Source organism: Nocardioides sp. JQ2195 (assembly GCF_012272695.1).
Classification (GTDB): domain Bacteria; phylum Actinomycetota; class Actinomycetes; order Propionibacteriales; family Nocardioidaceae; genus Nocardioides.
Window position 1 is genome coordinate 3,932,528 of sequence record NZ_CP050902.1, and the last position, 21,970, is coordinate 3,954,497.

24 protein-coding genes are annotated in these 21,970 nt (G+C 71.0%); 10 read left to right on the forward strand and 14 right to left on the reverse strand.

The features are described 5' to 3' along the window. Positions 1-24: 24 nt before the first annotated feature. Positions 25-816 carry a putative protein N(5)-glutamine methyltransferase gene (locus tag ncot_RS18675; protein ID WP_168618956.1) on the reverse strand — a complete coding sequence of 264 codons (792 nt, stop codon included), beginning with the start codon at positions 814-816 and terminating at the stop codon, positions 25-27. A 51-nt stretch (positions 817-867) separates the two neighbouring features. Between ncot_RS18675 and ncot_RS18680 the strand changes: the two genes are divergently transcribed. Together ncot_RS18680 and ncot_RS18685 are read left to right on the forward strand one after the other, a co-directional pair. Continuing rightward, positions 868-1,743, forward strand: coding sequence for a M15 family metallopeptidase (locus ncot_RS18680; protein WP_168618957.1), 876 nt, complete (start codon positions 868-870; stop codon positions 1,741-1,743). Between the two features lie 66 nt (positions 1,744-1,809). After that, positions 1,810-3,489, forward strand: a complete 1,680-nt coding sequence (locus tag ncot_RS18685; protein ID WP_168618958.1) for a CapA family protein — start codon at positions 1,810-1,812, stop codon at positions 3,487-3,489. A 31-nt stretch (positions 3,490-3,520) separates the two neighbouring features. Here ncot_RS18685 and ncot_RS18690 read toward each other — a convergent pair whose 3' ends face one another. Continuing rightward, a complete protein-coding gene (locus ncot_RS18690; protein ID WP_168618959.1) occupies positions 3,521-5,401 on the reverse strand; it encodes a penicillin-binding transpeptidase domain-containing protein in 1,881 nt (626 codons plus the stop codon). A gap of 45 nt (positions 5,402-5,446) precedes the next feature. Here ncot_RS18690 and ncot_RS18695 point away from each other — a divergent pair, with 45 nt between their 5' ends. Continuing rightward, positions 5,447-6,019, forward strand: a complete 573-nt coding sequence (locus ncot_RS18695; RefSeq protein ID WP_168618960.1) for a GNAT family N-acetyltransferase — start codon at positions 5,447-5,449, stop codon at positions 6,017-6,019. Here the strand turns inward: ncot_RS18695 and ncot_RS18700 are convergent. Then, positions 6,016-6,672, reverse strand: coding sequence for a GTP pyrophosphokinase family protein (locus tag ncot_RS18700; protein ID WP_240937979.1), 657 nt, complete (start codon positions 6,670-6,672; stop codon positions 6,016-6,018). The genes ncot_RS18695 and ncot_RS18700 overlap by 4 nt on opposite strands. Positions 6,673-6,725: 53 nt before the next feature. Between ncot_RS18700 and ncot_RS18705 the strand changes: the two genes are divergently transcribed. Further along, positions 6,726-7,142 carry a hypothetical protein gene (locus ncot_RS18705; protein WP_168618961.1) on the forward strand — a complete coding sequence of 139 codons (417 nt, stop codon included), beginning with the start codon at positions 6,726-6,728 and terminating at the stop codon, positions 7,140-7,142. A gap of 55 nt (positions 7,143-7,197) precedes the next feature. Here ncot_RS18705 and ncot_RS18710 read toward each other — a convergent pair whose 3' ends face one another. The 4 genes from ncot_RS18710 to ncot_RS18725 all read right to left on the reverse strand — a co-directional run bounded on the left by ncot_RS18710 (position 7,198) and on the right by ncot_RS18725 (position 11,113). Next, a complete protein-coding gene (locus ncot_RS18710) occupies positions 7,198-8,244 on the reverse strand; it encodes an NAD(P)-dependent alcohol dehydrogenase (RefSeq protein ID WP_168618962.1) in 1,047 nt (348 codons plus the stop codon). A 231-nt stretch (positions 8,245-8,475) separates the two neighbouring features. Continuing rightward, on the reverse strand, positions 8,476-9,789 hold the full coding sequence (locus tag ncot_RS18715; protein WP_168618963.1) for an MFS transporter: 1,314 nt from the start codon (positions 9,787-9,789) through the stop codon (positions 8,476-8,478). A gap of 94 nt (positions 9,790-9,883) precedes the next feature. After that, positions 9,884-10,753, reverse strand: a complete 870-nt coding sequence (locus ncot_RS18720; RefSeq protein ID WP_168618964.1) for a GH25 family lysozyme — start codon at positions 10,751-10,753, stop codon at positions 9,884-9,886. A 9-nt stretch (positions 10,754-10,762) separates the two neighbouring features. Beyond that, positions 10,763-11,113 carry a DUF488 family protein gene (locus ncot_RS18725; protein ID WP_168618965.1) on the reverse strand — a complete coding sequence of 117 codons (351 nt, stop codon included), beginning with the start codon at positions 11,111-11,113 and terminating at the stop codon, positions 10,763-10,765. A 40-nt stretch (positions 11,114-11,153) separates the two neighbouring features. Between ncot_RS18725 and ncot_RS18730 the strand changes: the two genes are divergently transcribed. Further along, on the forward strand, positions 11,154-12,857 hold the full coding sequence (locus ncot_RS18730; RefSeq protein WP_168618966.1) for a glutaminase: 1,704 nt from the start codon (positions 11,154-11,156) through the stop codon (positions 12,855-12,857). 35 nt (positions 12,858-12,892) lie between these two features. On the opposite strand, the gene ncot_RS18735 is transcribed toward ncot_RS18730, so the two are convergent. Then, positions 12,893-14,017 (reverse strand): crosslink repair DNA glycosylase YcaQ family protein, encoded by a 1,125-nt coding sequence (locus ncot_RS18735; RefSeq protein WP_168618967.1) that lies wholly within the window; start codon positions 14,015-14,017, stop codon positions 12,893-12,895. 157 nt (positions 14,018-14,174) lie between these two features. Between ncot_RS18735 and ncot_RS18740 the strand changes: the two genes are divergently transcribed. After that, positions 14,175-15,125 carry a WYL domain-containing protein gene (locus ncot_RS18740; protein WP_168618968.1) on the forward strand — a complete coding sequence of 317 codons (951 nt, stop codon included), beginning with the start codon at positions 14,175-14,177 and terminating at the stop codon, positions 15,123-15,125. Between the two features lie 29 nt (positions 15,126-15,154). After that, entirely contained in the window at positions 15,155-15,718 is a 564-nt protein-coding gene (locus ncot_RS18745; RefSeq protein WP_168618969.1) for a dienelactone hydrolase family protein, read from the forward strand. 4 nt (positions 15,719-15,722) lie between these two features. Here ncot_RS18745 and ncot_RS18750 read toward each other — a convergent pair whose 3' ends face one another. Then, positions 15,723-16,511, reverse strand: coding sequence for a hypothetical protein (locus ncot_RS18750; protein WP_168618970.1), 789 nt, complete (start codon positions 16,509-16,511; stop codon positions 15,723-15,725). A gap of 82 nt (positions 16,512-16,593) precedes the next feature. Between ncot_RS18750 and ncot_RS18755 the strand changes: the two genes are divergently transcribed. Continuing rightward, a complete protein-coding gene (locus ncot_RS18755) occupies positions 16,594-16,890 on the forward strand; it encodes a hypothetical protein (protein WP_168618971.1) in 297 nt (98 codons plus the stop codon). Position 16,891: 1 nt separating this feature from the next. On the opposite strand, the gene ncot_RS18760 is transcribed toward ncot_RS18755, so the two are convergent. Genes ncot_RS18760 through ncot_RS18770 form a run of 3 tightly spaced genes read right to left on the reverse strand, consistent with a single transcriptional unit; the run spans position 16,892 to position 19,030 of the window. Beyond that, positions 16,892-17,710, reverse strand: coding sequence for a dienelactone hydrolase family protein (locus ncot_RS18760; RefSeq protein WP_168618972.1), 819 nt, complete (start codon positions 17,708-17,710; stop codon positions 16,892-16,894). 24 nt (positions 17,711-17,734) lie between these two features. Further along, entirely contained in the window at positions 17,735-18,298 is a 564-nt protein-coding gene (locus ncot_RS18765) for a DinB family protein (protein ID WP_168618973.1), read from the reverse strand. 42 nt (positions 18,299-18,340) lie between these two features. Continuing rightward, complete coding sequence (locus ncot_RS18770; RefSeq protein ID WP_168618974.1) at positions 18,341-19,030, reverse strand: hypothetical protein; 690 nt, start codon at positions 19,028-19,030, stop codon at positions 18,341-18,343. Between the two features lie 19 nt (positions 19,031-19,049). Between ncot_RS18770 and ncot_RS18775 the strand changes: the two genes are divergently transcribed. Then, a complete protein-coding gene (locus ncot_RS18775) occupies positions 19,050-19,211 on the forward strand; it encodes a hypothetical protein (RefSeq protein ID WP_168618975.1) in 162 nt (53 codons plus the stop codon). 18 nt (positions 19,212-19,229) lie between these two features. On the opposite strand, the gene ncot_RS18780 is transcribed toward ncot_RS18775, so the two are convergent. Continuing rightward, entirely contained in the window at positions 19,230-20,531 is a 1,302-nt protein-coding gene (locus tag ncot_RS18780) for an MFS transporter (protein ID WP_168618976.1), read from the reverse strand. Between the two features lie 44 nt (positions 20,532-20,575). Beyond that, on the reverse strand, positions 20,576-21,259 hold the full coding sequence (locus ncot_RS18785; RefSeq protein ID WP_168618977.1) for a hypothetical protein: 684 nt from the start codon (positions 21,257-21,259) through the stop codon (positions 20,576-20,578). Between the two features lie 90 nt (positions 21,260-21,349). Between ncot_RS18785 and ncot_RS18790 the strand changes: the two genes are divergently transcribed. Then, the gene (locus ncot_RS18790) at positions 21,350-21,952 is read left to right on the forward strand and encodes a dihydrofolate reductase family protein (protein ID WP_168618978.1); all 603 of its coding nucleotides are present in this window, start codon (positions 21,350-21,352) and stop codon (positions 21,950-21,952) included. Positions 21,953-21,970 lie beyond the last annotated feature (18 nt).

A 21,970-nucleotide genomic window follows, 5' to 3' on the forward strand; every position in this document is an offset into this window, starting at 1 on the left:
GAGACTAGAGCGCGGTGCCCGCGGTCACAATGGCCCGGCCGGGCGCCGGTTCCCGGCCACCACTGAGTCACGGATGCTGGCGGTCAGTCCCCGCCGCTCCATGTGCTCCCGCAACGTCGAGGACTGGCGGTCGCTGGCCTCGATGAACACCCAGCCGCCGGGTGCCAACCACTCCCGCGCACCGTCGACGACCCGTCGGGCGACGTCCAGCCCGTCCTCACCCCCGTCGAGCGTCACGGTCGGCTCGTGGTCGCGGGCCTCTCCCGGGAGCAGGGCGATCTCCTCGGTCGGGACGTACGGCGTGTTGGCCAGGAGCACGTCGACCCGCCCACGCAGGTCGTCGGGCAGCGCCTCGAACAGGTCACCCTCGTGCACGGACCCGGCAGGTCGGGACCACGCCTCGAAGTTGCGCCGTGCGCACGCGACGGCCCGCGGCTCCACGTCGACCGCGTGCAGCTCGTCGATCTCCACCCGCGCCGCGAACGCCAGCCCCAACGCTCCGGTACCGCAGCACAGGTCGACGACCACCCCGGCTCGTGGCGCCAGGAGGACGGCGCGATCGACGAGCTCCTCGGTGCGTCGACGAGGCACGAAGACCCCGTCGGAGACGCCGACCCGCAGGCCGCAGAACTCGGCCCAGCCCACCACGTGCTCCAGTGGGTCACCCGCCACCCGCCGCCCGACCAGGGCCTCGAGGTCGCCACCCTCGTCCGCCGCCTCGAGGAGGACCGCTGCCTCCTCCTCGGCGTACACGCACCCGGCAGCGCGCAGCCTGGCCACCAGGTCACCTTGCGAGGGTCGTCCGGCGGCATCCATGGCGCCATCATCCCAGCGTGGTGCCATCGTCCGCGGTCGTAGTCTGGATGCATGCATCCCGGGCGGGTCCTCGCGGCAGCGTTCCTGGCCGCTGCGACGGCCGGATCGCTGGCCGGATGTTCGAACGACGCACCGAACGGGACCCCACTGGGGCGACCGACCTCGTCGATCTCGACGACACCCACGGCCGCCCCCGGGGCGCCCGCAGCGCCCGCCCCCGGCACCGTGCCCCCACCGTGGCTCGGCAGGAGAGTCCTTCCGACCACCACCGCCGGGTTCGGTGAGCAACGGCCCACGCCCCGGGTGCTGCGCCATCGCCGGTTCACGCTGCCCGACTCGGTGCCGATGTTGCCGGGCACCGGCTTCAGGGCCGTGGTCACGGATCCCGCGCCGGCTCGGGTGATCGACCGCTCGACGTGGGCTGCGGGGTGCCCCGTGGCAGCGGACGAGCTGTCCTGGGTCCGCCTGACCTTCCGTGGCTTCGACGGCGCGCGGCACACCGGTGAGCTGTTGGTGAACAGCGCCGTCGACGACGACCTGGTGCAGGTCTTCCACGACCTGTGGGACGCCGACTTCCCGCTGGAGCAGATGACCGTCACGACGGTCGCCGAGCGTGATGCCGAGCCGACCGGGGACGGCAACGGGACGGGTGCCTTCAACTGTCGCGCCACGACCGGCGGGACGTCGTACAGCCAGCACGCCTACGGCCTGGCGATCGACCTGAACCCGTTCCAGAACCCCTACCTGAAGGGGGACCTGGTGCTTCCCGAGCTCGCTTCGTCCTACCTCGACCGCGGCGACCTGCGCCCCGGGATGATCAGCGCCGACGGTCCCGTCGTGCGGGCGTTCGCCCGGATCGGGTGGGGTTGGGGCGGCGGCTGGAACACGTTGAAGGACTACCAGCACTTCAGCGCCAACGGTCGCTGATCGGCAACCTTCTGCCCCTCGCCAGCGTCAGGTCAGCAGGAGGACACTGGTGATGAGGACGATCCGATGAAGAGCGTGGTGCGATGGGCTGCTGCCGTCGTCGGCCTGGCCGTGCTGAGCACAGCAACCGGGTGTGACGGCGGGAACCTCGACGCCTCCGAGCAGGACACCCCTTCCGTGGCGCTCACCGACGACACCTCCGGCCTCGTCACGCTCGCCTTCGCGGGCGACGTGCACTTCCCCGGCGACCTGGCCCGGCTGCTCGACGACCCCGGCTCCACTCTCGGCGCGATGAGCGAACAGCTCACCCTGGCCGACGTGGCGATGGTCAACCTCGAGAGTGCGATCGTCACCGGCAATCCGGCGCCGGACCCCAAGGAGCTCGAGCGCGCGGACCGCCGCTACTGGTTCTCCACCTCGCCGGCGGCGCTCGACCTGCTCGATCGCTCCGGCGTCGACGTGGTGACGGTGGCCAACAACCACGGTGCCGACCGCGGTGCCGCCGGGCTGCGGCAGACCCTGCGTGCGGCCCGTCGCGCCCCGGTCGCAGTCGTCGGCGTCGGCAAGGACCTGGACCGGGCACTCACACCACACCGCGTCACGGTTCGCGGCACCGGTTTCTCGTTCTTCGGCGCCGACGCCTCGACCCGCGAGGGGGCGAACCCCGTCTGGGCAGCCGGCACCGGCCCGGGCGTCGCCGACGCCCGCGCCGACCGACCCGCAGCACTTCTCGAGGCCGTCCGACGAGCCGGTGGGCGCGGGGACGTGGTGGTGGTCTACCTGCACTGGGGCACTGAGTACGCCAGCTGCCCCGACCCCCGACAGCTGGCCCTGGCCGAGTCGCTGTCACGCGCCGGCGCCGACATCATCGTCGGCACCCACACCCACACCCTCCAGGGCGCCGGCATGCTCGGCTCGACCTACGTGGCCTTCGGGCTGGGCAACTTCCACTGGTACAACGCCGGACAACCGCTCACCGGTGTCCTGCAGGTGCAGGTCCGCGACGGCAAGGTGGTCGGCGACGACTGGACCGCCGCCCGAGTCCCGGACCAGGGCGGGCAACCTGCGCCCCTGGCCGGCGCCCGTGAGGCCAGCGCCGTGGCGTCCTGGCGCGCCCTGCGTTCCTGCACGGGTCTGGCCGCGCCGCCCGGGTCGGACGAGGACCTCACGCCCTACACCGCCACGATCGATCGCGTCGACGGCGCCCTGCTGGGCCGGATGCGCGCCGACCAGGCGCCCGGCTGCCCGGTCGCGCTGTCCGAGCTGCGCCGCGTTCGGGTGTCCTACGTCGACTTCGACGGGATCTCGCGGCACGGCAACCTGATCATCCACCAAGCCCTCGCTCGCGACGTGGTCGGTGTGTTCCGTGAGCTGTACGCCGCTCGGTTCCCGATCGAGCGGATGCGGCCCGTGCCTGCCTTCGGCGGCAGCGACGCGGCATCGATGGCGGCCAACAACACCTCGGGCTACAACTGCCGACGGGTGGACGGCCAGGCGGCGTGGTCGGACCACGCCTACGGGGCGGCGATCGACATCAACCCGAAGCAGAACCCCTACCTGAGGCCGGGGTCGGTCCAGCCGGCCGCAGGTCGCGAGTTCGCGGCTCTCGACCGGTCACAGGGTGCGCGGGTGCCGCCCGGCGTGGTGACCCGCAACGACGTGGTGCACCGCGCGTTCAGCCGGGTCGGCTGGGAGTGGGGCGGCGACTTCAGTGAGCCCGACTTCCAGCACTTCCGGGCCCGCTGACCCGGAGGGTCGGCGCTGCACCCGGGGCAGGTCAGCGCTCGGTCAGGAGGCGCTCGAGCAGCGGGCCGGCGGTGGCAGATCCGGACTGACCGGTCTCGACGAACACCGCGACGGCGAGCTCGTCGGTGGAGGCGATCATCCAGGTGTGGGTGGGCAACGGGTCACCCGTGCCGTACTCCGCCGTGCCGGTCTTGGCCATCACCTCGCCGGGGATCCCGGCCAGGAACGAGCCCGACCCGTCGGTGACCACGCCACGCATCAACGCCCGCAGCTGGCCCGCTTCGGCGTCGGTCAGGGGCACCTCGGGCTCGACCTGGTCGACGTCGTGACCGACGATCAGCTTCGGCAGCACCGTGTGCCCCGACCTCACCGACGCGGCGACCGCGGCCATCGCCATCGGCGAGGCCAGCACCTTGCCCTGCCCGATCTGGTCGGCCGCCTTCTCGGTCTCGGTGGCTGCCTCCGGCACCTGCCCGAAGTACGCCGGGAAGCCCAGGTCGTGGTCGGCACCGAGGCCGAGCGCGGCAGCGGCCTCCGCGAGGTCGTCCTTGCCGAGCCGTTCCCGCTCGGCGATGAAGGCGGTGTTGCAGGACTGCGCGAACGCGTCGCGGAAGGGGATGTCGCCCACGTGTGAGGCCGGGTAGTCGTCGTAGTTCTTGAACGACTTGCCGTCGACGGACAGCGTGGCGGTGCACGGGACCGTCGAGTCGGGGGTCAGTCCGTTGCGGAGCAGGGCGAGCGCGGTGACCACCTTGAACGTGGACCCGGGTGCGTACTGCCCATAGGTGGCGGTGTTGAGTCCCTTCGATCCCGGCCCGCTGGCCGCCGCAAGGATCTTGCCCGTCTGCGGGTCGAGCGCCACGATCGCGCTGGCCGGCGTGGTCTGCGAGAGGATCTGCTCCGCCTTCAGCTGCAGGTCGGTGTCGAGGGTGAGGTGGAGGTCTTCGGCGTTGACCGGCTCGGTGGAGAAGAGCTCCCGCTCGGTCCCCTTGCCCTTCACCGCTTCGACCTGGACGCCGGACGTGCCGGCCAGCTGTTCGTCGTAGCGCGACTGGAGCCCGGAGAGGCCGGTCAGGTCACCGGCCCGCAGCCGTCCCTCGGACTTCTCGATCAGCTCCGCCGTGGCTTCGCCGACCGAGCCGAGGATCGGCGCGGCGAACTCCTTGGTCGGGGCCAGGGGCAGGGTGGCAGGGATGGCCACGGCGCCCTTGTTCTCGCCGTACGTCGGGGGCAGGTTCGCCGCGTCCTGCCGGCGCAGCACCAAGGCCTGGACGAAGGCCTTCTCGCCCGTTGCCCTGACCCGCTCCACGAAGGAGGCGACGTCGATGTCGAGCACCTTCGCGATGGCTCGGGCGCTGACCAGCTCCTGCTCCTTGGTCAACGTCGACTTGTCGAGGCCCAGCTTCACGACATCGCGGCGGACCACGATCGGGGTGTCGTGCGGTCCGACGATGGCACCGCGCTCGGGGTACAAGGTGTCGACCTCGATCACCTCACCGTCCTCGAGCGACGGCTCGACGACGGACGGGTCCCAGACCACCTGCCAGTCCTCGCCGTCCTTGGCCAGCTGCGCCCTCGAGCGGTAGGTCCACTCGTTGCCGGAGATGTCCCAGGTCCACGTCAGCGAGACGCTCCCCGCGTCTCCGTCGAGCTCGGGGTCGGCGGCGCTGACCTCCACCGGTGCGTCACCGAGCCCGTCGATCACCGCGGCATAGGCGTCGGTGGGGTCGGTGTCGCGGAACGGCACGTCGTCCAGCTTCTTCGCGGTGAGCCCCGCGGCCAGCGCATCCGCCGTCGTCCGGGCGTCCTCGTCCTCACCGCCCAGGGAGCAGGCGGCCGGCACGAGCAACAACAGCGAGCTTCCGAGAGCAGCGAGGGTGCGCATGGTCCTGATCATGACAGTCCTGATCATGACAGCAACCGGAAATGAGTTGTGCGGCTCGGCATGATGGCTGGCATGGAACGCGTTCTCGACCGCATGCGGTGGCCGCTGCACACCGAGCGTCTGCTGATCCGGCCGGCGGAGTGGGAGGACGCCGAGACCACGTGGCCCTTCCGCAGGCTGCCGGAGGTCAACCACTGGATCACCCGGGCACCAGCCGACCACGACGAGTACGTCGACCTGTTCCGGCGTCCGTCCTCCCTGGACCTCACGTTGGTCATCGAGCGCGACCTCGAGGTGATCGGCGACCTGATGCTGCACGTCAACGATCCGTGGGCCCAGGTGGAGGTCCGGGAGCAGGCCGCCGCCACCCAGGCCGAGCTGGGCTGGTGCCTGCACCCCGACCATGGTGGGAAGGGCTGTGCCACCGAGGCGGTCGCCGCCCTGATCACCGCCAGCTTCGAGCAGCTCGGGCTCCGTCGGATCACGGCCGAGTGCTTCGCCGACAACACCGCGTCGTGGCGACTCATGGAGCGGCTCGGCATGCGCCGCGAGGCGCACACCCGCAAGGACTCGTTGCACCGCTCGGGTGAGTGGATGGACGGACTGCTCTACGCGGTCCTGCGCGAGGAGTGGCAGCAGCCCTAGACGTCGAGCTGGTGGGTCTGCTTGTGCAGGCGCTCCATCTGCGCGTCGAGGCTGGCCGCGGTCTCCGCGGCACTCTTCAGCTCGTCGAGCAGCTGCACGGGCACGGCTGTCTGGTACTTGTAGTAGATCTTGTGCTCGAGGCTGGCCCAGAAGTCCATCGCCACGGTGCGCAGCTGCAGCTCGACGACCACGTCGACCACCCGGTCCGAGAGGTGCACCGGGATGGTGACCAGGGCATGCAGGCTCCGGTAGCCGTTCGGCTTCGGGTGCGCGATGTAGTCCTCGACCTCCAGGAGGGTGATGTCCGACTGGGAGCTGAGCATCGAGAAGACCCGATAGACGTCGGAGGTGAAGCTGCAGGAGACCCGGACCCCGGCGATGTCGGTGACGTTCTCCCGGATCGACTCCAGGGACGGGTCGAAGCCCCGCTTCTGGACCTTGGCGTAGATGCTCTCCGGCGACTTGACCCGCGACGACACGTGCTCGATCGGGTTGTAGTCGTGGAGGTGGGTGAACTCCTCCTGGAGGATCTCGATCTTGGTGGTGATCTCGTCGATGCCGAACTTGTACTCCATCAGCATCCGGGTGAGCTGGGCGTGCAACCGCTGGATGTCCTGCAGCTCGGAGAGGCTGCCGAGGGATTCGAGGCTCACACTGCCGATGATAGGGAACCGTCCCACATCCGTGGGCTGGTTGACTGGTCCCCATGAAGTTCACCGAACGCGAGATGACGGCAGCCGTCGACGCCGTCGGGCAGCTGCTGTTCCGGGCGTCACGACCGCTGAAGCGCAACCACGACGAGGCCTGGCGCGACCTGCCGAAGATCGACAAGTACCACCACCGCGCGGCCGCCGGCGAGATGATCCTGACCGCGCTGATCGCGCTGCCGGAGCGACCCACGGTCGGGGCCACGCCGCAGTTCACTGCCGAGGAGTACGCCGAGGCGTCGGTCGAGGGCACCCGGAAGCTGATGGACCACCGGCAGCCGGGGGCGTGGGACGGCCTGTCGCGACGCAAGCAGCAGGCGCTGACCAAGGGCACCGCGTCGATGGTCGAGGCCGGGGTGAAGGCGATGCCGATCCGTCAGGACCCGGACGCCTTCATCGTCCCCGACCACCTCTGAGGCGCCTGATTCCTCAGGCCGAATTCCTCAGGCCGAATTCCTCAGGCCGGATTCCTCAGGCCGTGATCGTGGAGGTGTCGATCACGAACCGGTAGCGCACGTCGCCCGCCACCACGCGCTCGTAGGCCGCACCGACCTCGCTGGCACCGATCGTCTCGATCGAGGCACCGATGCCCTTCTCCGCGCAGAAGTCGAGCATCTCCTGGGTGTCCTGGATGCCACCGATGTTGGAGCCGGCGACCACGCGCGAACCCTGGATGACGGAGCTCGGACGGATCGAGAAGGGTGACGGCGGCATCCCGACGTTGGCCAGCGTGCCCATCGGCTTGAGCAGTGCGACGTAGTGGTTGAGGTCGAGGTCGGCCGAGACCGTGTTGAGGACGACGTCGAAGGTGCCGCGCAGCTTCTTCAGCTTCAGCGGGTCGGCTGTCGCGACGTGCACGGTCGCACCGAGCGCCAGGCTGTCGTCGGCCTTCGCGTCGGTGCGGGAGAGCACGGTCACCTCGGCGCCGAGTGCCACCGCGAACTTCACACCCATGTGGCCGAGCCCGCCCAGGCCCACCACGGCGACCTTGCTGCCGGGGCCGACGCCCCAGCGCTTCAGGGGCGCCCACGTGGTGATGCCGGCGCACAGCAGCGGGGCGGCCTCGTCGAGACCGATGCCCTCGGGGATCGAGCAGACGAAGCGCTCGGCGACGGCGACCTGTTGGGCATAGCCGCCCTTGGTCTCCTCACCGTCGTAGCCGCGACCGTTGTAGGTCATCACGGCACCCTTGGTGCAGAACTGCTCCTCACCGTCCTTGCAGTACTCGCACTCGCCGCACGAGTCGACCATGCAGCCGACGCCCACCCGGGCGCCCACCTTGTGCTTGGTGACACCGTCTCCGACGGCTGCGACGACACCGGCGATCTCGTGGCCGGGGACCATCGGGAAGATCGCCTTCCCCCACTCCTCCCGCACCTGGTGGATGTCGGAGTGGCAGATGCCGGCGAACTGGATGTCGATGAGGATGTCGTCGTCGCGCAGGTCGCGGACCGGGACTTCGGTGATCTCGAACGGGGCGCCGGCGGAGGCGGCTTGCAGTGCAGTCGTGGTGGGCATGCCGCCACGATAACGCCGCCGGAAAGGTGGGCTCAGCCGTGGTGGAGGACCACCATCGCGATGGCTCCCAGGTTGGCGGCCGCGCCGGCCAGGATCAGGCGCTCGCGCTGGAGCACGGCGAGGACATGGCTCTCCCGAATCTTCTGAGTCATGCCCATGGGACGGGTGAACCCGCCGGCCATGACGCAGTTCGCCGGAGCAGGGCGGTGGTCAGCGTCCGGCGACCCTCGATCAGGCCAGGGGTCCGTCGGCCTGCAGGGGCGCAGCGACCGGTGGCGGCACCGGCTCGGTGATGCCGTTGACCTCGGGCGAGATCTGCTTCTCCAGGCGCAGGGCGACCACGGCCAGGCCCGCGCACCCTGCCACCAGCACCCCGATGAAGACACTGCCGAGGTGGTGGCGCAGCAGGAACCCGGCCAGCAGCGGCGCCAGGATGGCACCGAGCTGGAACGACGCGGAGGACAGCGCGTTGTAGCGGCCGCGCAGGTGCGCCGGCGCCAGGTCGTTGGTGATCGCCGGCAGGGTCGGCTGCAGCAACGTCTCGCCACTGGCGAAGAGGGCGTGGAACACCAGCACCATGGTGGCCGCGGTGAGGGTGCCGGCGAACGCTCCGGTGGCGCCGAGCAGCAGCCACGAGGCCGCCCAGATGGCCGCCATCACCATCACCACACGGGTGCGTCGGTGGCCGGCGATCTTGCGGAGCACCAGGAACTGGAAGGCCACGATCACCACGGTGTTCACCGCGAACGCCCAGCCGATGACCCGCGTCGAGACCTCGCTGACCTGACGCGCGAAGGCCGGGAAGCCGGCCTCCATCTGGCCGTAGCCGATGAACGCGAAGACCAGCCCGATCAGGAACAGGTGGAGCACTCCCGGACGGCGCAGCAGGCTGAGGTAGCTGACCCTGACGCCGACCTCGGCCTCGGGGATCTCGCTGCGCCCGTGCACGTGGCGCAACGGCCCGAGCATGAGGGCGATCGGGATCAGCATGCACGCCGCATCGACCAGGAAGATCGTGGTGAACGTCTCCGGCCGGTTGACGTCGATGAAGACACCACCGACCACACCGCCCAACCCGATGCCCAGGTTGACCAGGGCGAAGTTGATGCCGAAGTACTGCACCCGGACCGGGCCGTCGACGATGGACGAGATCAACACGTTGAACGCCGACCAGCCGCCGGCGTTGCAGATGCCGACGAAGACCATCGCCAGGACGACCTGCGGGACGTCGTCGGCGAAGGCCAGGATCGCCATGCCGATGCTCTGCGCGGCACTGCCGATGATCACCATGACGCGGGCACCGAGCCGGTCGGTGAGGTCGCCGGCGACCGGGGTCAGCAGCAGCGCCACCGCGAAGGCCAGCGCCATCATCGCCCCAGCGACGTCGAGCGAGAGCCCCCGCACCTCGTGCAGGTAGATCACCGTGAAGGGCAGGGTCAGGCCGCGACCGAGCACCTGGAAGACGGTGGAGCTCAGCAGCCACCGGCCCGAGGTGGGCAACGCGGCCCAGAACGACCGGATCGTCAGGGAGTCCGGGGAAGTCACTGCCCCATTCTGCCGGTCGACGCTGACACGGGGCGAGCCATTTTCGGAGCCCGACACCTGTGCCGTCGTACGCCCTCGCTCGCGGGCGGGCCACTCAGGGGCGCATCACGTCGCGGTCGACCGGCGTGCTGACCCCGTCCACCGACCCGGCGTCGTCGCGCTGCCAGATGAACCAGTCCCCCGGTGGTGGCGTGCTTCCCACGCGGCGCACCCACAGCCGGCGGTCGAGGTCGTCGACCATCGCGTAGTGCACCTCGAAGTCGGGGTGGAAGTAGACGACGACCTCCGTGCCGGTGGCGTCCTCGACCCGGTCGACGAAGGTCTCCACGTCCGCTCGGAGCGTGGCCCTGTCGGGTGGCGGGTCACAGTTGCCGATCAGCTCGAGGTCGACCACCGGCGGCAGGTCCGTCCGGGCCTGCGCAAGCACGTCGACGAAGTGCGCCGCCTGGGGCTCGGGCGGTGAGCACAACGTGTAGTAGTGGTAGCCGCCCACCCTGAGCCCGGCCCGGTGCGCGGACGATGCGTTGGAGACGAAGCGGTCGTCGGTGAAGCCGCCGCCCTCGGTGGCCTTCAGGTAGGCGAAGTCGATGCCGTCCCCGGCCACCCGGTCCCAGTCGATCGCACCCTGGTGGTGGGAGACGTCGATGCCCTGGAGCGTGCCGGCCGACGGCGCTCTGGTTTCGGGACGGGCTCTGGTTTCGAGACGGGCTCGTTCCTCGCCCTCCTCAACCACCGCCTCGCCCTCCTCAACCACCGCCTCGCCCTCCTCAACCACCGCCTCGCCCTCCTCAACCACCGAGGGAGTCGAGGACGAGGTCGGCGCGGACGCGACGGAGGCCGACGAACCGGAGTCCGGTGGCGAGGTCTCCGCGGAGCCGCACCCGGCAGCCAACCCGATGACGAGCAGCGCGACCGCAACCGGCGCCAGGTGCGCGCGCGAACCGCGCAGGAGCTCGGGAGTCATGCGCAGGAGTCAAGCACCCAGCAGCTCGGCCAGCACGGCCGCCTGGCTGTGCTCGACGTCCTTCGTGGCGGTGACCAGGGTCAGCCGCTTGCCGGTCACCGAGGCCTTCAACGCCTGCAACGCCGCCCGGCCGTCCTGGGTGTCCAGCTCCTTGCGGTAGCGCTGCGCGAACTCCTCGAACTTCTCCGCGTCATGGGAGTACCACCTGCGCAACGAGGTCGACGGCGCGACGTCCTTGTTCCAGTCGTCGAGGTCGAGATCGGCCTTGGCCACACCGCGCGGCCAGACCCGGTCGACCAGCACACGGGTGCCGTCGTTGGTGGCCGGGTCGTCGTACGCACGCTTGATCCGGATGTCCATGCCTCGACCGTACGCCGACCACCGTCCGTACGGTGGGGGCATGCGCTCCCCGATTCCTGACTACCTGGCCGAGGTGCTCAGCACGTGCCGTGCAGACGCCGGACAGGTCGCCGACTACATCCCCGAGCTCGCGGCGGCGAACCCGGACCGGCTCGGCGCCTGCGTGGCCACCCCCGACGGAATGGTCTACAGCGCAGGCGACTCCGACTCCGAGTTCACCGTGCAGTCGATGTCGAAGCCCTTCGTCTATGCCTTGGCGATCGCCTCGATCGGGCTGCCAGCGGTGCTGGAGAAGGTCGACGTGGAGCCCTCCGGGGAGGCCTTCAACGCGATCTCCCTCGAGGAGCACACCGGGCGCCCCGAGAATCCGATGATCAACGCCGGCGCGATCCTGACCCACTCGCTGGTGCCCGGCGTCGACTCCGACGAGCGCGTCGACCGGATCCTCGAGCTCTTCAGCCGCCTGGCCGGCCGACAGCTCAGCATCGACGAGCAGGTGTTCACCTCCGAGTGGTCGACCTCCCACCGCAACCTGGCGATGGGTCACATGCTCAAGGCGGTCGGGGTGATGGACGGTGACCCCGTCGATGCCGTGCGCGGCTACGTGCGCCAGTGCGCGATCCGGGTGAGCTGTCGCGACCTGTCGTTGATGGCCGCCACCCTCGCCGGAGGCGGCGTGCAACCGATCACCGGCGAGGAGGTCTTCTCACGGGACGTGATCCGTCAGGTGCTCAGCGTGATGACCACCTGCGGGATGTACGACGCCGCCGGCGACTGGGTGACCACCGTGGGCATCCCCGCCAAGAGCGGCGTCAGCGGCGGGATCCTCGGATCCTTGCCCGGGCAGGTCGGCCTCGCGGCGTTCTCGCCGCGCCTCGACGAGCACGGCCACAGCGTGCGCGGCGTCGAGGTCTTCGAGCGGCTCTCGGCCGACATGGGACTGCACATGATGGACGTCGCGGCACACCACGCGGCCACGCTGCGGCGCCACTTCGTCACCGACGACGGGGGCACGACGGTCTACCGGCTGCAGGGCCCGTTGCGCTTTGCGGGGACGGAGACCGTGGTGCGCGCCGTCAGCGAGGCCCACGTGGAGACCGATCGGGTGCGCTTCGACCTGAGCATGGTCAGTGACGCCGACGACGTGTCCCGGGTGATGCTCGAGGAGGTCGTCCGACGACTGCGCGGCGACGGCGTGAGTGTCGAGATCGTCGACCCCGACTCGGTGCTCCACCCCGACCTGTCGACCCTGGAGCTCCGCGCTGCGACGCCCACCGACGTGGCCGCGATCGCCGCGATCTGGGAACCCGGCTGGGCCGAGGCCCATGTCGACCGGGTGCCGGACGAGCTGCTCACGGCCCGGCCCAGCGAGTACTTCAGCCAGGTTGCCGCCGAGCGGATCCCGCACACCACGGTCGCCGTGGTCGACCAGCAGGTCGTCGGGTTCGTGATGACCGCGGACGACGCCGTCGACCAGATCTACGTCGACCCCGACCAGCGTGGCAGCGGCATCGCGGTCGCCCTGCTCAACGACGCCGAGCGGCGCATCGCCGCTGCGGGCCACGCGAAGGCGTGGTTGGCGGTGGTTCCCGGCAACGACCGGGCCCAGGCCTTCTACCGTGGGCAGGGCTGGATCGACGAGGGCATCTTCGACCACGGGTCACGGGGGCCGGACGGGCCGATCGCGACGCCTTGCCACCGGTTCACCAAGGAGCTCAGTCCGGCAGAGCTGCGGCGGGGCTGATCTCCTGGCAAGTCAGCCAACCATCATGGCGGCCTTCACCTGCCTTGTCGCTCCCCGGGTAGGACTCCGCGCATCACCGAGAGGGCCAACCAGGTGGCCAGGGCTGAGATCTCGTCGTCGACCGCCGAACGCATCCTGCGGGTCCAGGCGCCGTCCTCGTGCACCGCGTCGACGCGCAGCACACCAGCCTCGTGGTCTGCGGTGGCATCGAGCTTTCCGACCAACCGGTCGCCGTGCAGGATCGGCATGGCCCAGTAGCCCCACCGTCGCTCGGCCGCGGGCTTGAACATCTCCAGCTGGTAGTCGAACCCGAAGATCTCTCCCATCCGTCTGCGATCGATCACCAACCGGTCGATCGGCGAGAGCAGCGCGGTCCGCCCGGCGAAGTCGCCGTCGAGCAGCTCGGGCTCGACCCGCCACCTTCCCTTCACTCCCTCGATCGCCGCTGGCGCCCCCGCTCCACCCACGTGGTTCGGCTCGTTCGGCGTCCTCGCCGACTTCGGTCGGGCGATGCCCAGGGCGCGCAGGCGGCGTACGTCGCGCTCGGCGACAGCCTGCTCGAGCGGCACCGTCCCCGTGGCCGGGTGGACCCGCTCGGCCAGGTCCCACAGCCGTTCGCGACCCTCGGTGCCGGCCATCGCGATCTCCCCGCGCCCCACCATCAGGTCGAGGAGCTTGCGCATGCTGCGGTCGTTGTTCCACCCGCTCGACTCCCACGGAGCGATCGTGGTGTCGGGCAGCTTGCTGGCCGGCAGCGGCCCGTCAGCGGCGAGAGCCCCGAGCACGTCGCGACGGCACTCGTCGTTGGCCAGCATCCAGTCGCGGATGCCCTCCTGCCACTCCTTCAACGGCCCCGGGCCGGGCCAGGCCGCCATCTCCGCCCGGAACAACGCGATGTCCTCCGCCGGGCGCAGCATCATGTCGAGCTCGACCAGGCTCCCCGCGACGCGCAGTGCCTCCAGGTCGCCCATCACGTAGGACGACCCGAGACGGCTCCAGGCCACCAGGTCCGCACTCGGGGCGACCACCTTGACCGGGTCGGACTGCACGAGAGCGAGGTGGCGCACCACCTCGAGCAGGTCGACCGGCCGGGGCTCGGTCAACAACTGGGCTCGTACGGCGATGCGCCGGGCCTGCTCCCGAGTCAGCTCGTGGATCATCCGGGCAGGTCCTTGCGCATGAGCACGCTCGGGGCGAGGCCATGGGCGGGGCGGATCGTGATGTCGTCTCGGACGGTGTCGGTCGTCATGAAGCGAGACTAGGGTCGATTCCGGACATCTGCCTTCCCCATTGACTCAGCCGGAATCGAGGCCGCGCATGGCATCCGACGCCAGCCCCACGTCCCGGGCCCTGCGCTGCCTCGACGTGCTCCAGGACCATCCCGGCATCACCGCGGACCGCCTCGGCGACGAGCTCGGGGTCTCCTCGCGCGCGGCCCGGCGCTACGTCGCGCTGCTGCGTGAGGCCGGCATCCCGATCGAGTCCGAGCGCGGACCCTACGGCGGCTACCGGGTGGGCCGAGGGCTTCGGCTTCCGCCGTTGCGGTTCTCGTCGGCCCAGGCGCTCGGCCTGGTGATGGCGGTCCTGGACGGGCACCACCAGGCCAGCGACCCCGACGACCTCGTCGGCAGCGCACTCGGCACGATCATCCGCTCGCTGCCCGCTGCGGTGGCTGCCCAGGCCGAGGCGGTACGACGCACTGCCGCGGCCGCGCCCGACCGTGGCGCCGCGCGACCCGACCCCGAGACGGTGACCGTGCTGGTGCAGGCCTGCGCCGACCGACGACAGGTGTGCATCGACTACCGGTCCGAGGCCGGCGCCGCCTGGGAGGCGACGGTCGATCCGTGGGCCGTGGTCGTGCGCCACGGGCGGTGGTACCTGCTCTGCCACAACCACCGCGCCAACGCGTTGCGCGCCTACCGGGTCGACCGGGTCGGCTCGGTCACCACCCTCGAGAAGGGCTTCGTGCCCCCCGATGACCTGGACCCGGTCGGCCTCCTCGAGGAGCACCTGTCGGCCGGCTGGGAGCACGAGGTCGAGGTCGTCGTCGACGCACCGGTCGGCTCCTTCTGGTTCCCGCGCGCCCTGGGCCGGCTCGAGGCCGTCGACGACTCCCACACCCGCCTCACCGGGTCGACCAGCAACCCGTGGATGTATGCCGAGTCCTTGGCCACCCTCCCGGTGCCCTACCGCATCGTGGGGTGCGACGACGTGCGCGCGGTCGCTCGCGAGGTCGCCGAGCGCATGTTGGCGGCAACCGGACGCTGATCGTCCGCAACCGGGTGCACAGTGGTCGCATGATCGTTCTCTTCCACCACGCCCAGGGCCTGACCGACGGCGTCCTCTCCTTCGCCGAGACGCTCCGCGAGGCCGGCCACACCGTGCACACCCCCGACTCCTACGACGGCCACACCTTCGACGACATCGAGGAGGGGGTGGGCTTCGCCCGGGAGACCGGGTTCCAGGTCGTCGCCGATCGAGCCCTCGCGGCTGCCGAGGCGCTGCCCGCTGCGGCCGTCTACGGCGGCTTCTCCCTCGGCGTCCCGCCGGCCCAGAGGCTGGCGCAGTCCCGGCAGGGCGTGCGCGGCCTGCTCAGTCTCCACGGCGCCATCCCACCGGCCGAGTTCGGGGCCTGGCCGGACGGCCTGGCCGCGCAGGTGCACGCGATGACCGACGACCCCTGGTTCGAGGACTTCGACCGCGCCGCCGCCAAGGAGCTCGAGGCCCTGGGTGCCGACTACTTCCTCTACCCCGGCTCCGCGCACCTGTTCGCGGACAGCTCGCTGTCGTCGTACGACGCGGAGGCGGCAGCCCTGCTCACCGAACGGGTGCTGGAGTTCCTGGCCCGCACGGACTCCTGACGGCTCAGCGGAACCAGCGACGACGCCGCCTGGGCGCCTGCGGTGCCGGATGCATCAGCGCCGATCGGACCACGACGAGCGCCTCGCGGTCGCCGGACATGGTCACCGCCTCGCCGACGTCGGTGAATCCGTGCAACCAGCGGAGCAGGTCACTGGCGCGGCCCTCGACCACGGCGTCGGCCGGCACCGCCGGCACCAGTCGGATCTCGGGGTCCGTGCCCACGCGCGCCCGGCTCGCCTGCAGGTGCCAGGCCTCCTCGATGTCCGTGGCGCGCACGGCGACGGTCGCGGGAAGCCAGGTCGCCCTCGCCTCGGGTGACTCCCAGTGCCCGAGCGCCTGGTCGACGCCGTCGGCCGCCACCGCGGCGGAGAGTGCCGGCGACTGGCGACCCGCGGCGATGCTCACCGCCCGTGCTACGGTGATCGCCTCGTGGGCCAGCAGCCTGGCCACCTGGGCGAAGGTGCCTGGCTCCCCGAAGTAGTCGATCGCAGCGTCCGGCCCCGATGCCGACAGCACCGACTCCAGTCGGTCGAGCTGGGTCGCGATGCTGGCCACCAGGGCGGCCAGGTCAGGTGGGGTGTCGGGCGCGTCGCGGGCGCTCCAGTGCCCGGTCGGATTCTCCAACGACCACGCCCACACCTCGAGCGTGGCCCAGTGGTCGTCGCCGACCTCACGGGCGCTCGCGTCGCGCGGCGGTACCCGGTCACCGGGGTGCAGCTGGCCCAGGCTCGCCACCGCGGCCCGACCGTGCAGGTCCAGCAGGTCGACGTGCTCGGGGAAGGCGACACTCATGACGCCGGAGCCTAGCCAATCCGCTCCCAGCGCTGTGGGGCCTGTCGGTGACGGGGACTACCATCTCCAGCGTGATCCGACGATGAGCAAGATGGACAACCTTCGCGCCATGCGCGAGGCCCGCTACGAAGCCGCCCAGGCGCGGGCCAAGGGGGCCGGTGGCGCGACCAGGACGCCGACCCGCGCGCCCGTAGCACCGGATGCGGCCGCGCCGAAGCCGGCCGGGAAGGCCAAGGCCAAGCCCGCCAAGAAGGCTGCGCCCGCCACCACGGCCTCCGACCCAGCGGCCGCCGGCGAGCTCTGCGGCCACCGCAACATGGGCGGACGCACCTGCACCCGCCCCCACGGCCACGCGGAGAAGAGCCACCGCTACTCCTGACTCAGGCCAGCAGCTTCTTCCGGAACAGGTCGAGCACGTCGTCCAGCGCGGCCCGCGTGCGCGAGCCCGGCTCGTCGATGAGGTGCTCGGTCACCACCGAGTGCGGCGGCAGCAACCCCTCGGGGTTGGCGTCCTCGTCATCGAGCTCGACCGCGACGAACGCGTCACCGAGCTGGTCGCGCAGCCAGGCGAAGCGCTCGTCGGAGACCAGCTTGTCGCCACGGAACCGCAGGCCCATCACCTGCAGGTCACCGGCCAGGCAACGCTGCTTGACCACGGCCAGGTCCTCGGGCGAGATGTCGGTCCCCCGCTTGCGTCCGGGCAGCAGGGTCAACGGCAGTGACGGCTGGGAGAGCACGGGCGCCAGCATCCGCTCGTCGGTGGCCATCGCCAGCGCGAAGCCACCGGTCAGGCACATGCCGATCGCGCCGACGCCCGGTCCGCCGCACCTCTCGTGCTCCCGGGCGGCGAGCGCCCGCAGCCACGTCACCACCGGCGACGTCCGCCCCGGGGCGAAGAGGCTGAACTCCCGGCTGATGCAGACCCGGCCGAGGGCCCGCACGCCCGTCGCCACCGTGCCGGTCCACCCGTGCGCCGGAGGGTTCGGATCACGCCCGGGGGCACCGAACAGGTGGGGCAGCACCACCGTGAAGCCCTCGGCGCGCACCGTGCGGGCGAACTCGAGGACCTTCGGCGTGATGCCCGGGATCTCGGCGATCACGAGCACCGCGGGGCCGCTGCCCGAGCGGTGGACCGAGTGCGTCGTACCCCCGTCGGTGAAGGTTTCCTGGTCGAAGTCGAGGAGTGCGTCGTCGGTCATGCCGGTCAGGCTAGGGCCTGCGGATCACGGTTGGGGGGACCAACCCGGAGTCGGGTCCTCGCCCACACGACCGTCGACCGCCTCCCGGAGCAGGTCGGCGTGGCCGGTGTGGCGGCCGTATTCCTCGACCAGGTCGCACACCAGACGACGCAGGTTGGCCCGCGCGCCGTCCGGCGTGCCCATGTGCACGGGTTGGTCCATGTCCCCGTGCTCGAGGATCGAGGCGACCGCAGCGCGGGAGCGCTCCACGGCGCCGTCCCACAACGCGTAGAGCTGCGCCGGAGCGTCATCCGCAGCCGAGGTGAAGGCCCAGTCGTCACCACCCTCCCAGTCAGCGGGGTCCCACGGCCCGGCCATCGGGCCACCCGTCATCCGGGTGCTGAAGTAGAAGTACTCCACGGCGGCCAGGTGCTTCAGCAGCCCGCCGAGGGTGAGGGTCGACGAGGGGATCCGCTGCGCCAGTCCGGCGGCATCGAGGCCGTCGGTCTTCCAGCGGAACGTGGCACGGAGCCGGTCGAGGGCGCCGAGCAGGTGGTCTGTCTCGGTGCCGGCGAGCGGGGGCTCCCACGGGATGTCGTTCGTGGTCATGCCGACGAGGCTAGGGCCGGTTCCGGACGATCCGGGCCCGGATCAGCGCCACCGGGTCCGGCTGCTCGGCGCCGCCCCCTCCGGCTCCGGTCCGACCTGCACCTCGCCGCCGTACGACCAGGGCTCGGCAACCGGGAGGTAGGCACCGCTCCAGAACGTGCCGGGGTCGAACCAGGTCGCCTTGCGGTCGTCGAGCAGGATGCCCATCTCCATGAGGGTCTCGGCAACCACCTCGGCACAGAACGCGGCCTCGGGACGCACCCGGTGGCCACGCTTCCTGCGCGGCACGTAGGCGTCGCGACCACGCAGCCAACGGCTGGCCAGCTTCGCCGTGCTCGGGAAGGAGACCCCGTCGAGGCGGGCGACGGTGCGCAGCGCAGCGTTCTCCTCGGCACGTCCGACCTCGGGAGCCAGCTGTCGCAGCCACGAGGCCTGGCCGTAGACGTCGCGCCACTGGGTGAGCGCCTGCTTGAGGTCGTGCAGCTGTACGCCGCGGTGGTGGCCACCGCTCCACTGGTCGAGCAGCTTCTTGCTCAGCTCGGCGTGCCACATCAACGGCGGCAGGTCGTCGATGACGATCGCCACGCCGACGTGGTTGACCGGCGCATTGGTCAGCGTCCGGATGGCGCGATCGGTCGCCGTACGCCCACGGAACAGCCACAGGTCTCCGGTGCGGGTCAGGTTGACGGCTTCGTCGATGTCGAGCACGGCACCAGTGTGCCCGGTCTGCATCCCGGTTATCGTTCCCGGCATGGCGAAGCGATGGGTGAAGTGGCTCGGCATGGCCGGGCTGGCCGGCGTTGCGGCGACCGGCGCGGTGATCGCCCGCCAGGAGCGGGAGCGGCGCTCCTACACGCCCGACCAGGTCCGCGCCCGCCTGCGCGAGCGGCACGCCGAGGCTGAGGAGGAGTGACCGGCTCGATCCCGGGTCTCAGCGGGCGCTGACCTCGGGAAGGGAGCGCCCCAGCAGCGCGCCGATCACGCCGAGGACGACGAGCAGCACCAGCGCCGGCACGTTGCCCCAGATCGACAGCACCGCGGTCAGCGCGCCGGCCACCAGGAGCAGCACGCCCATCGCGGAGTTCGACACGGCGACGTACTCGGTGCGCCGGTCGCCTTCGGCCATGTCCACGACGTAGGTCTTGCGGCCGAGCCTGGTGCCGAGGTGCACCAGCGCCAGCAGCAGGTACGTCGCCGGGTGGAGCCACGACGACTCCTTGGCGGCAGGCACCAGCAACAGCAGGAGGAACCCGGTGGTGAGCGCGCAGGCGGCCACCGCGCACCACACCATCAACAACCGTGACGACTTGTCGGCCAGCCGCCCGAAGATCCGGCCACCGATCAGGTTCGCGACACCCTGCGCGATCACGAAGAGGCCGAGGCCGGAGAGGGAGCTGCCCTGGTTGGCGACCCCGATGGCCACCACGAACGGCGGGCTGAGCGCCGACACCAGGAGCAGGGCGCGGACCAGCACGAACCGGCGGAAGGTCGCGTCGTCCCGGAGCAGCTGCCACGCCTGGGCCGCCCAGCCGGATCGCTGGTCGGTCTCGTCGGGGGTCGACTCGGGCTCGTGGACGCCTGCGTAGACGACCAGGCCGACCACCCAGGCCAGGGCGGCTCCGAGCAGCAGCGCGGCGAGCAGGCCGGCCCCGACGTCTCCTCCCCACAGCTCCAGGCCGAGCCCGAGCGCCAGCGCGAAGGCACCAGACAGGATCGTGACCACGCCGTTGATCTGGCCTCGTTGACCCTTGGGGACGGTGCGGCCGAGCACGTCCTTGCTGGCCAACGAGCAGAGCGCGCGGCCCACCGCGAAGACCGACAGCGCCACGATGACGGCCAGGCCCGCCGGCCAGCCCTCGAGGTTCAGCGCCACGAGGGCCAACCCCGACGCACCGAATGCCTGGGCCGCGGCTCCGGCCACCCAGGCCCACTTGCGCGAGCGCAGGCGGCGCACCCACGGAGTGATCGCCGCCTGCGGGAGCATCGACCCGGCCTCGCGCACCGGCACCAGGAAGGCGAGCAGGACGCCGGGGGCACCCACGGTCGCCATCAGCCAGGGCAGCACGGTCTTGGCGTTGACCACCTGGTCGCCGATGCCCTGCATGGCCTGGCCACCCATCTGGCGCAGGCCGTTGCGGGCGACGTGCGGGCGCGCGGTCTCGTCGATGCCGGCGTCGACGTCACCCTCGGCGTGCACCAGCCTGCCGTAGAGGGACTCACCAGTCGCGGCCATGTCGGCATTCTTGCACCGCGCAAGGTGCGCCACGGCGCGCCACCTCAGGTGTCGGCGGCGACCCGTTCGGCGAGGCGTACGGCGGCGTGCGCGGCCAGCTCGGCCTCCTCGGGGTCCGCGGCAGCCCGCTCCGGGACCAGGCCGCCGAGCAGTGCGGCGGGCTGGGTCAGCCAGGCCCAGGCGTTCCACGCGTCCATCCCGGCGGCGAGCAACGGCCGGAGCAGGGGCACGACCTCGGGCCGGACCTCGCCCTCCGAGGTGAGCTGGAAAGCGGGGACCAGGGTGCGTTCGTCGTTGGCGACGATCAGCAACGTGTGGTCGGCGTTCGCCCTGTGCACCGCGAAGCGGGTCGCGTTCACCGTCGCCCCACGCACCTCGGCCAGACCCTCGTAGGTGAACCACTCGCTGGCCACGAGCTCTGCGCGCACCTGCGCGCGACGTCGGAGCTGCAGCAACGCCACCGGCACCGCGTGCTCGGGGTCGCTGCCGTCGCTGTGCAGCTGCCGGTCGAGCCCCTCGAGCTGGGCAGTCGTCATCGCCTTGCCGGTGGCCGGGTCGGTCCAGCGGGCATGTCCTTCAGCATCACGCACGTAGGTCGGCAACCCGGCCTCGGCCAGGTGCTCACCCAGCTGGAGGTCGCTCAACCAGTCGGCCAACCGGTCACCCAGTGCCTGACCGGCCGGGTCCGTCCCCGGGTCACCACAGCTGTTGCAGCCACACGCGCTCATGGGACAAGCGTGCCGCATGCCGGGTGGCCGATGATTCCTGGGCGGCACACTGGTCTCATCCCCAACGGATCATCAACCCGAGGAGCAGGCATGGGCATCGTCCACGCAGACATCGGTGTCACCCTGGACGGCTATGCGTCCGGGCCCAACCAGCGTCTCGAGAAGCCGTTCGGCGACTTCCCCGTCGAGCACCTGCACACCTGGATGTTCGAGCACGCCGAGGAGAATGCGGACGAGGTCGCGGCGATCACCGACGCCGGCGCGTTCGTGATGGGTCGCAACATGTTCAGCCCGACCAGGGGGGAGCACGACCCCGAGTGGAGGGGCTGGTGGGGTGACAACCCGCCGTACCACGGCCCGGTCTTCGTGGTGACGCACCACGCGCGGGAACCGCTGCCCATGGAGGGCGGCACGACGTTCCACTTCGTCACCGACGGCGTCGAGTCGGCGATGGCGCAGGCGAAGGCGGCCGCCGGTGGTCGCAACGTGTCGGTCACCGGAGGTGCCGAGACGCTCAACCAGTGCCTGGCCCTCGGCCTGGTCGACGAGCTGCGGCTGCACGTCGTGCCGTTCACCGCCGGAGACCAGGGGTCCCGGGTCTTCGCCGGGGTGCCGCAGATCGCGCTGGAGGCGACCTCCGTGCGCCACACACCGCACGTCACCCACCTGACCTACCGGCGTCCTGGTCTCTGAGGGCGGGAAGAACGAGCG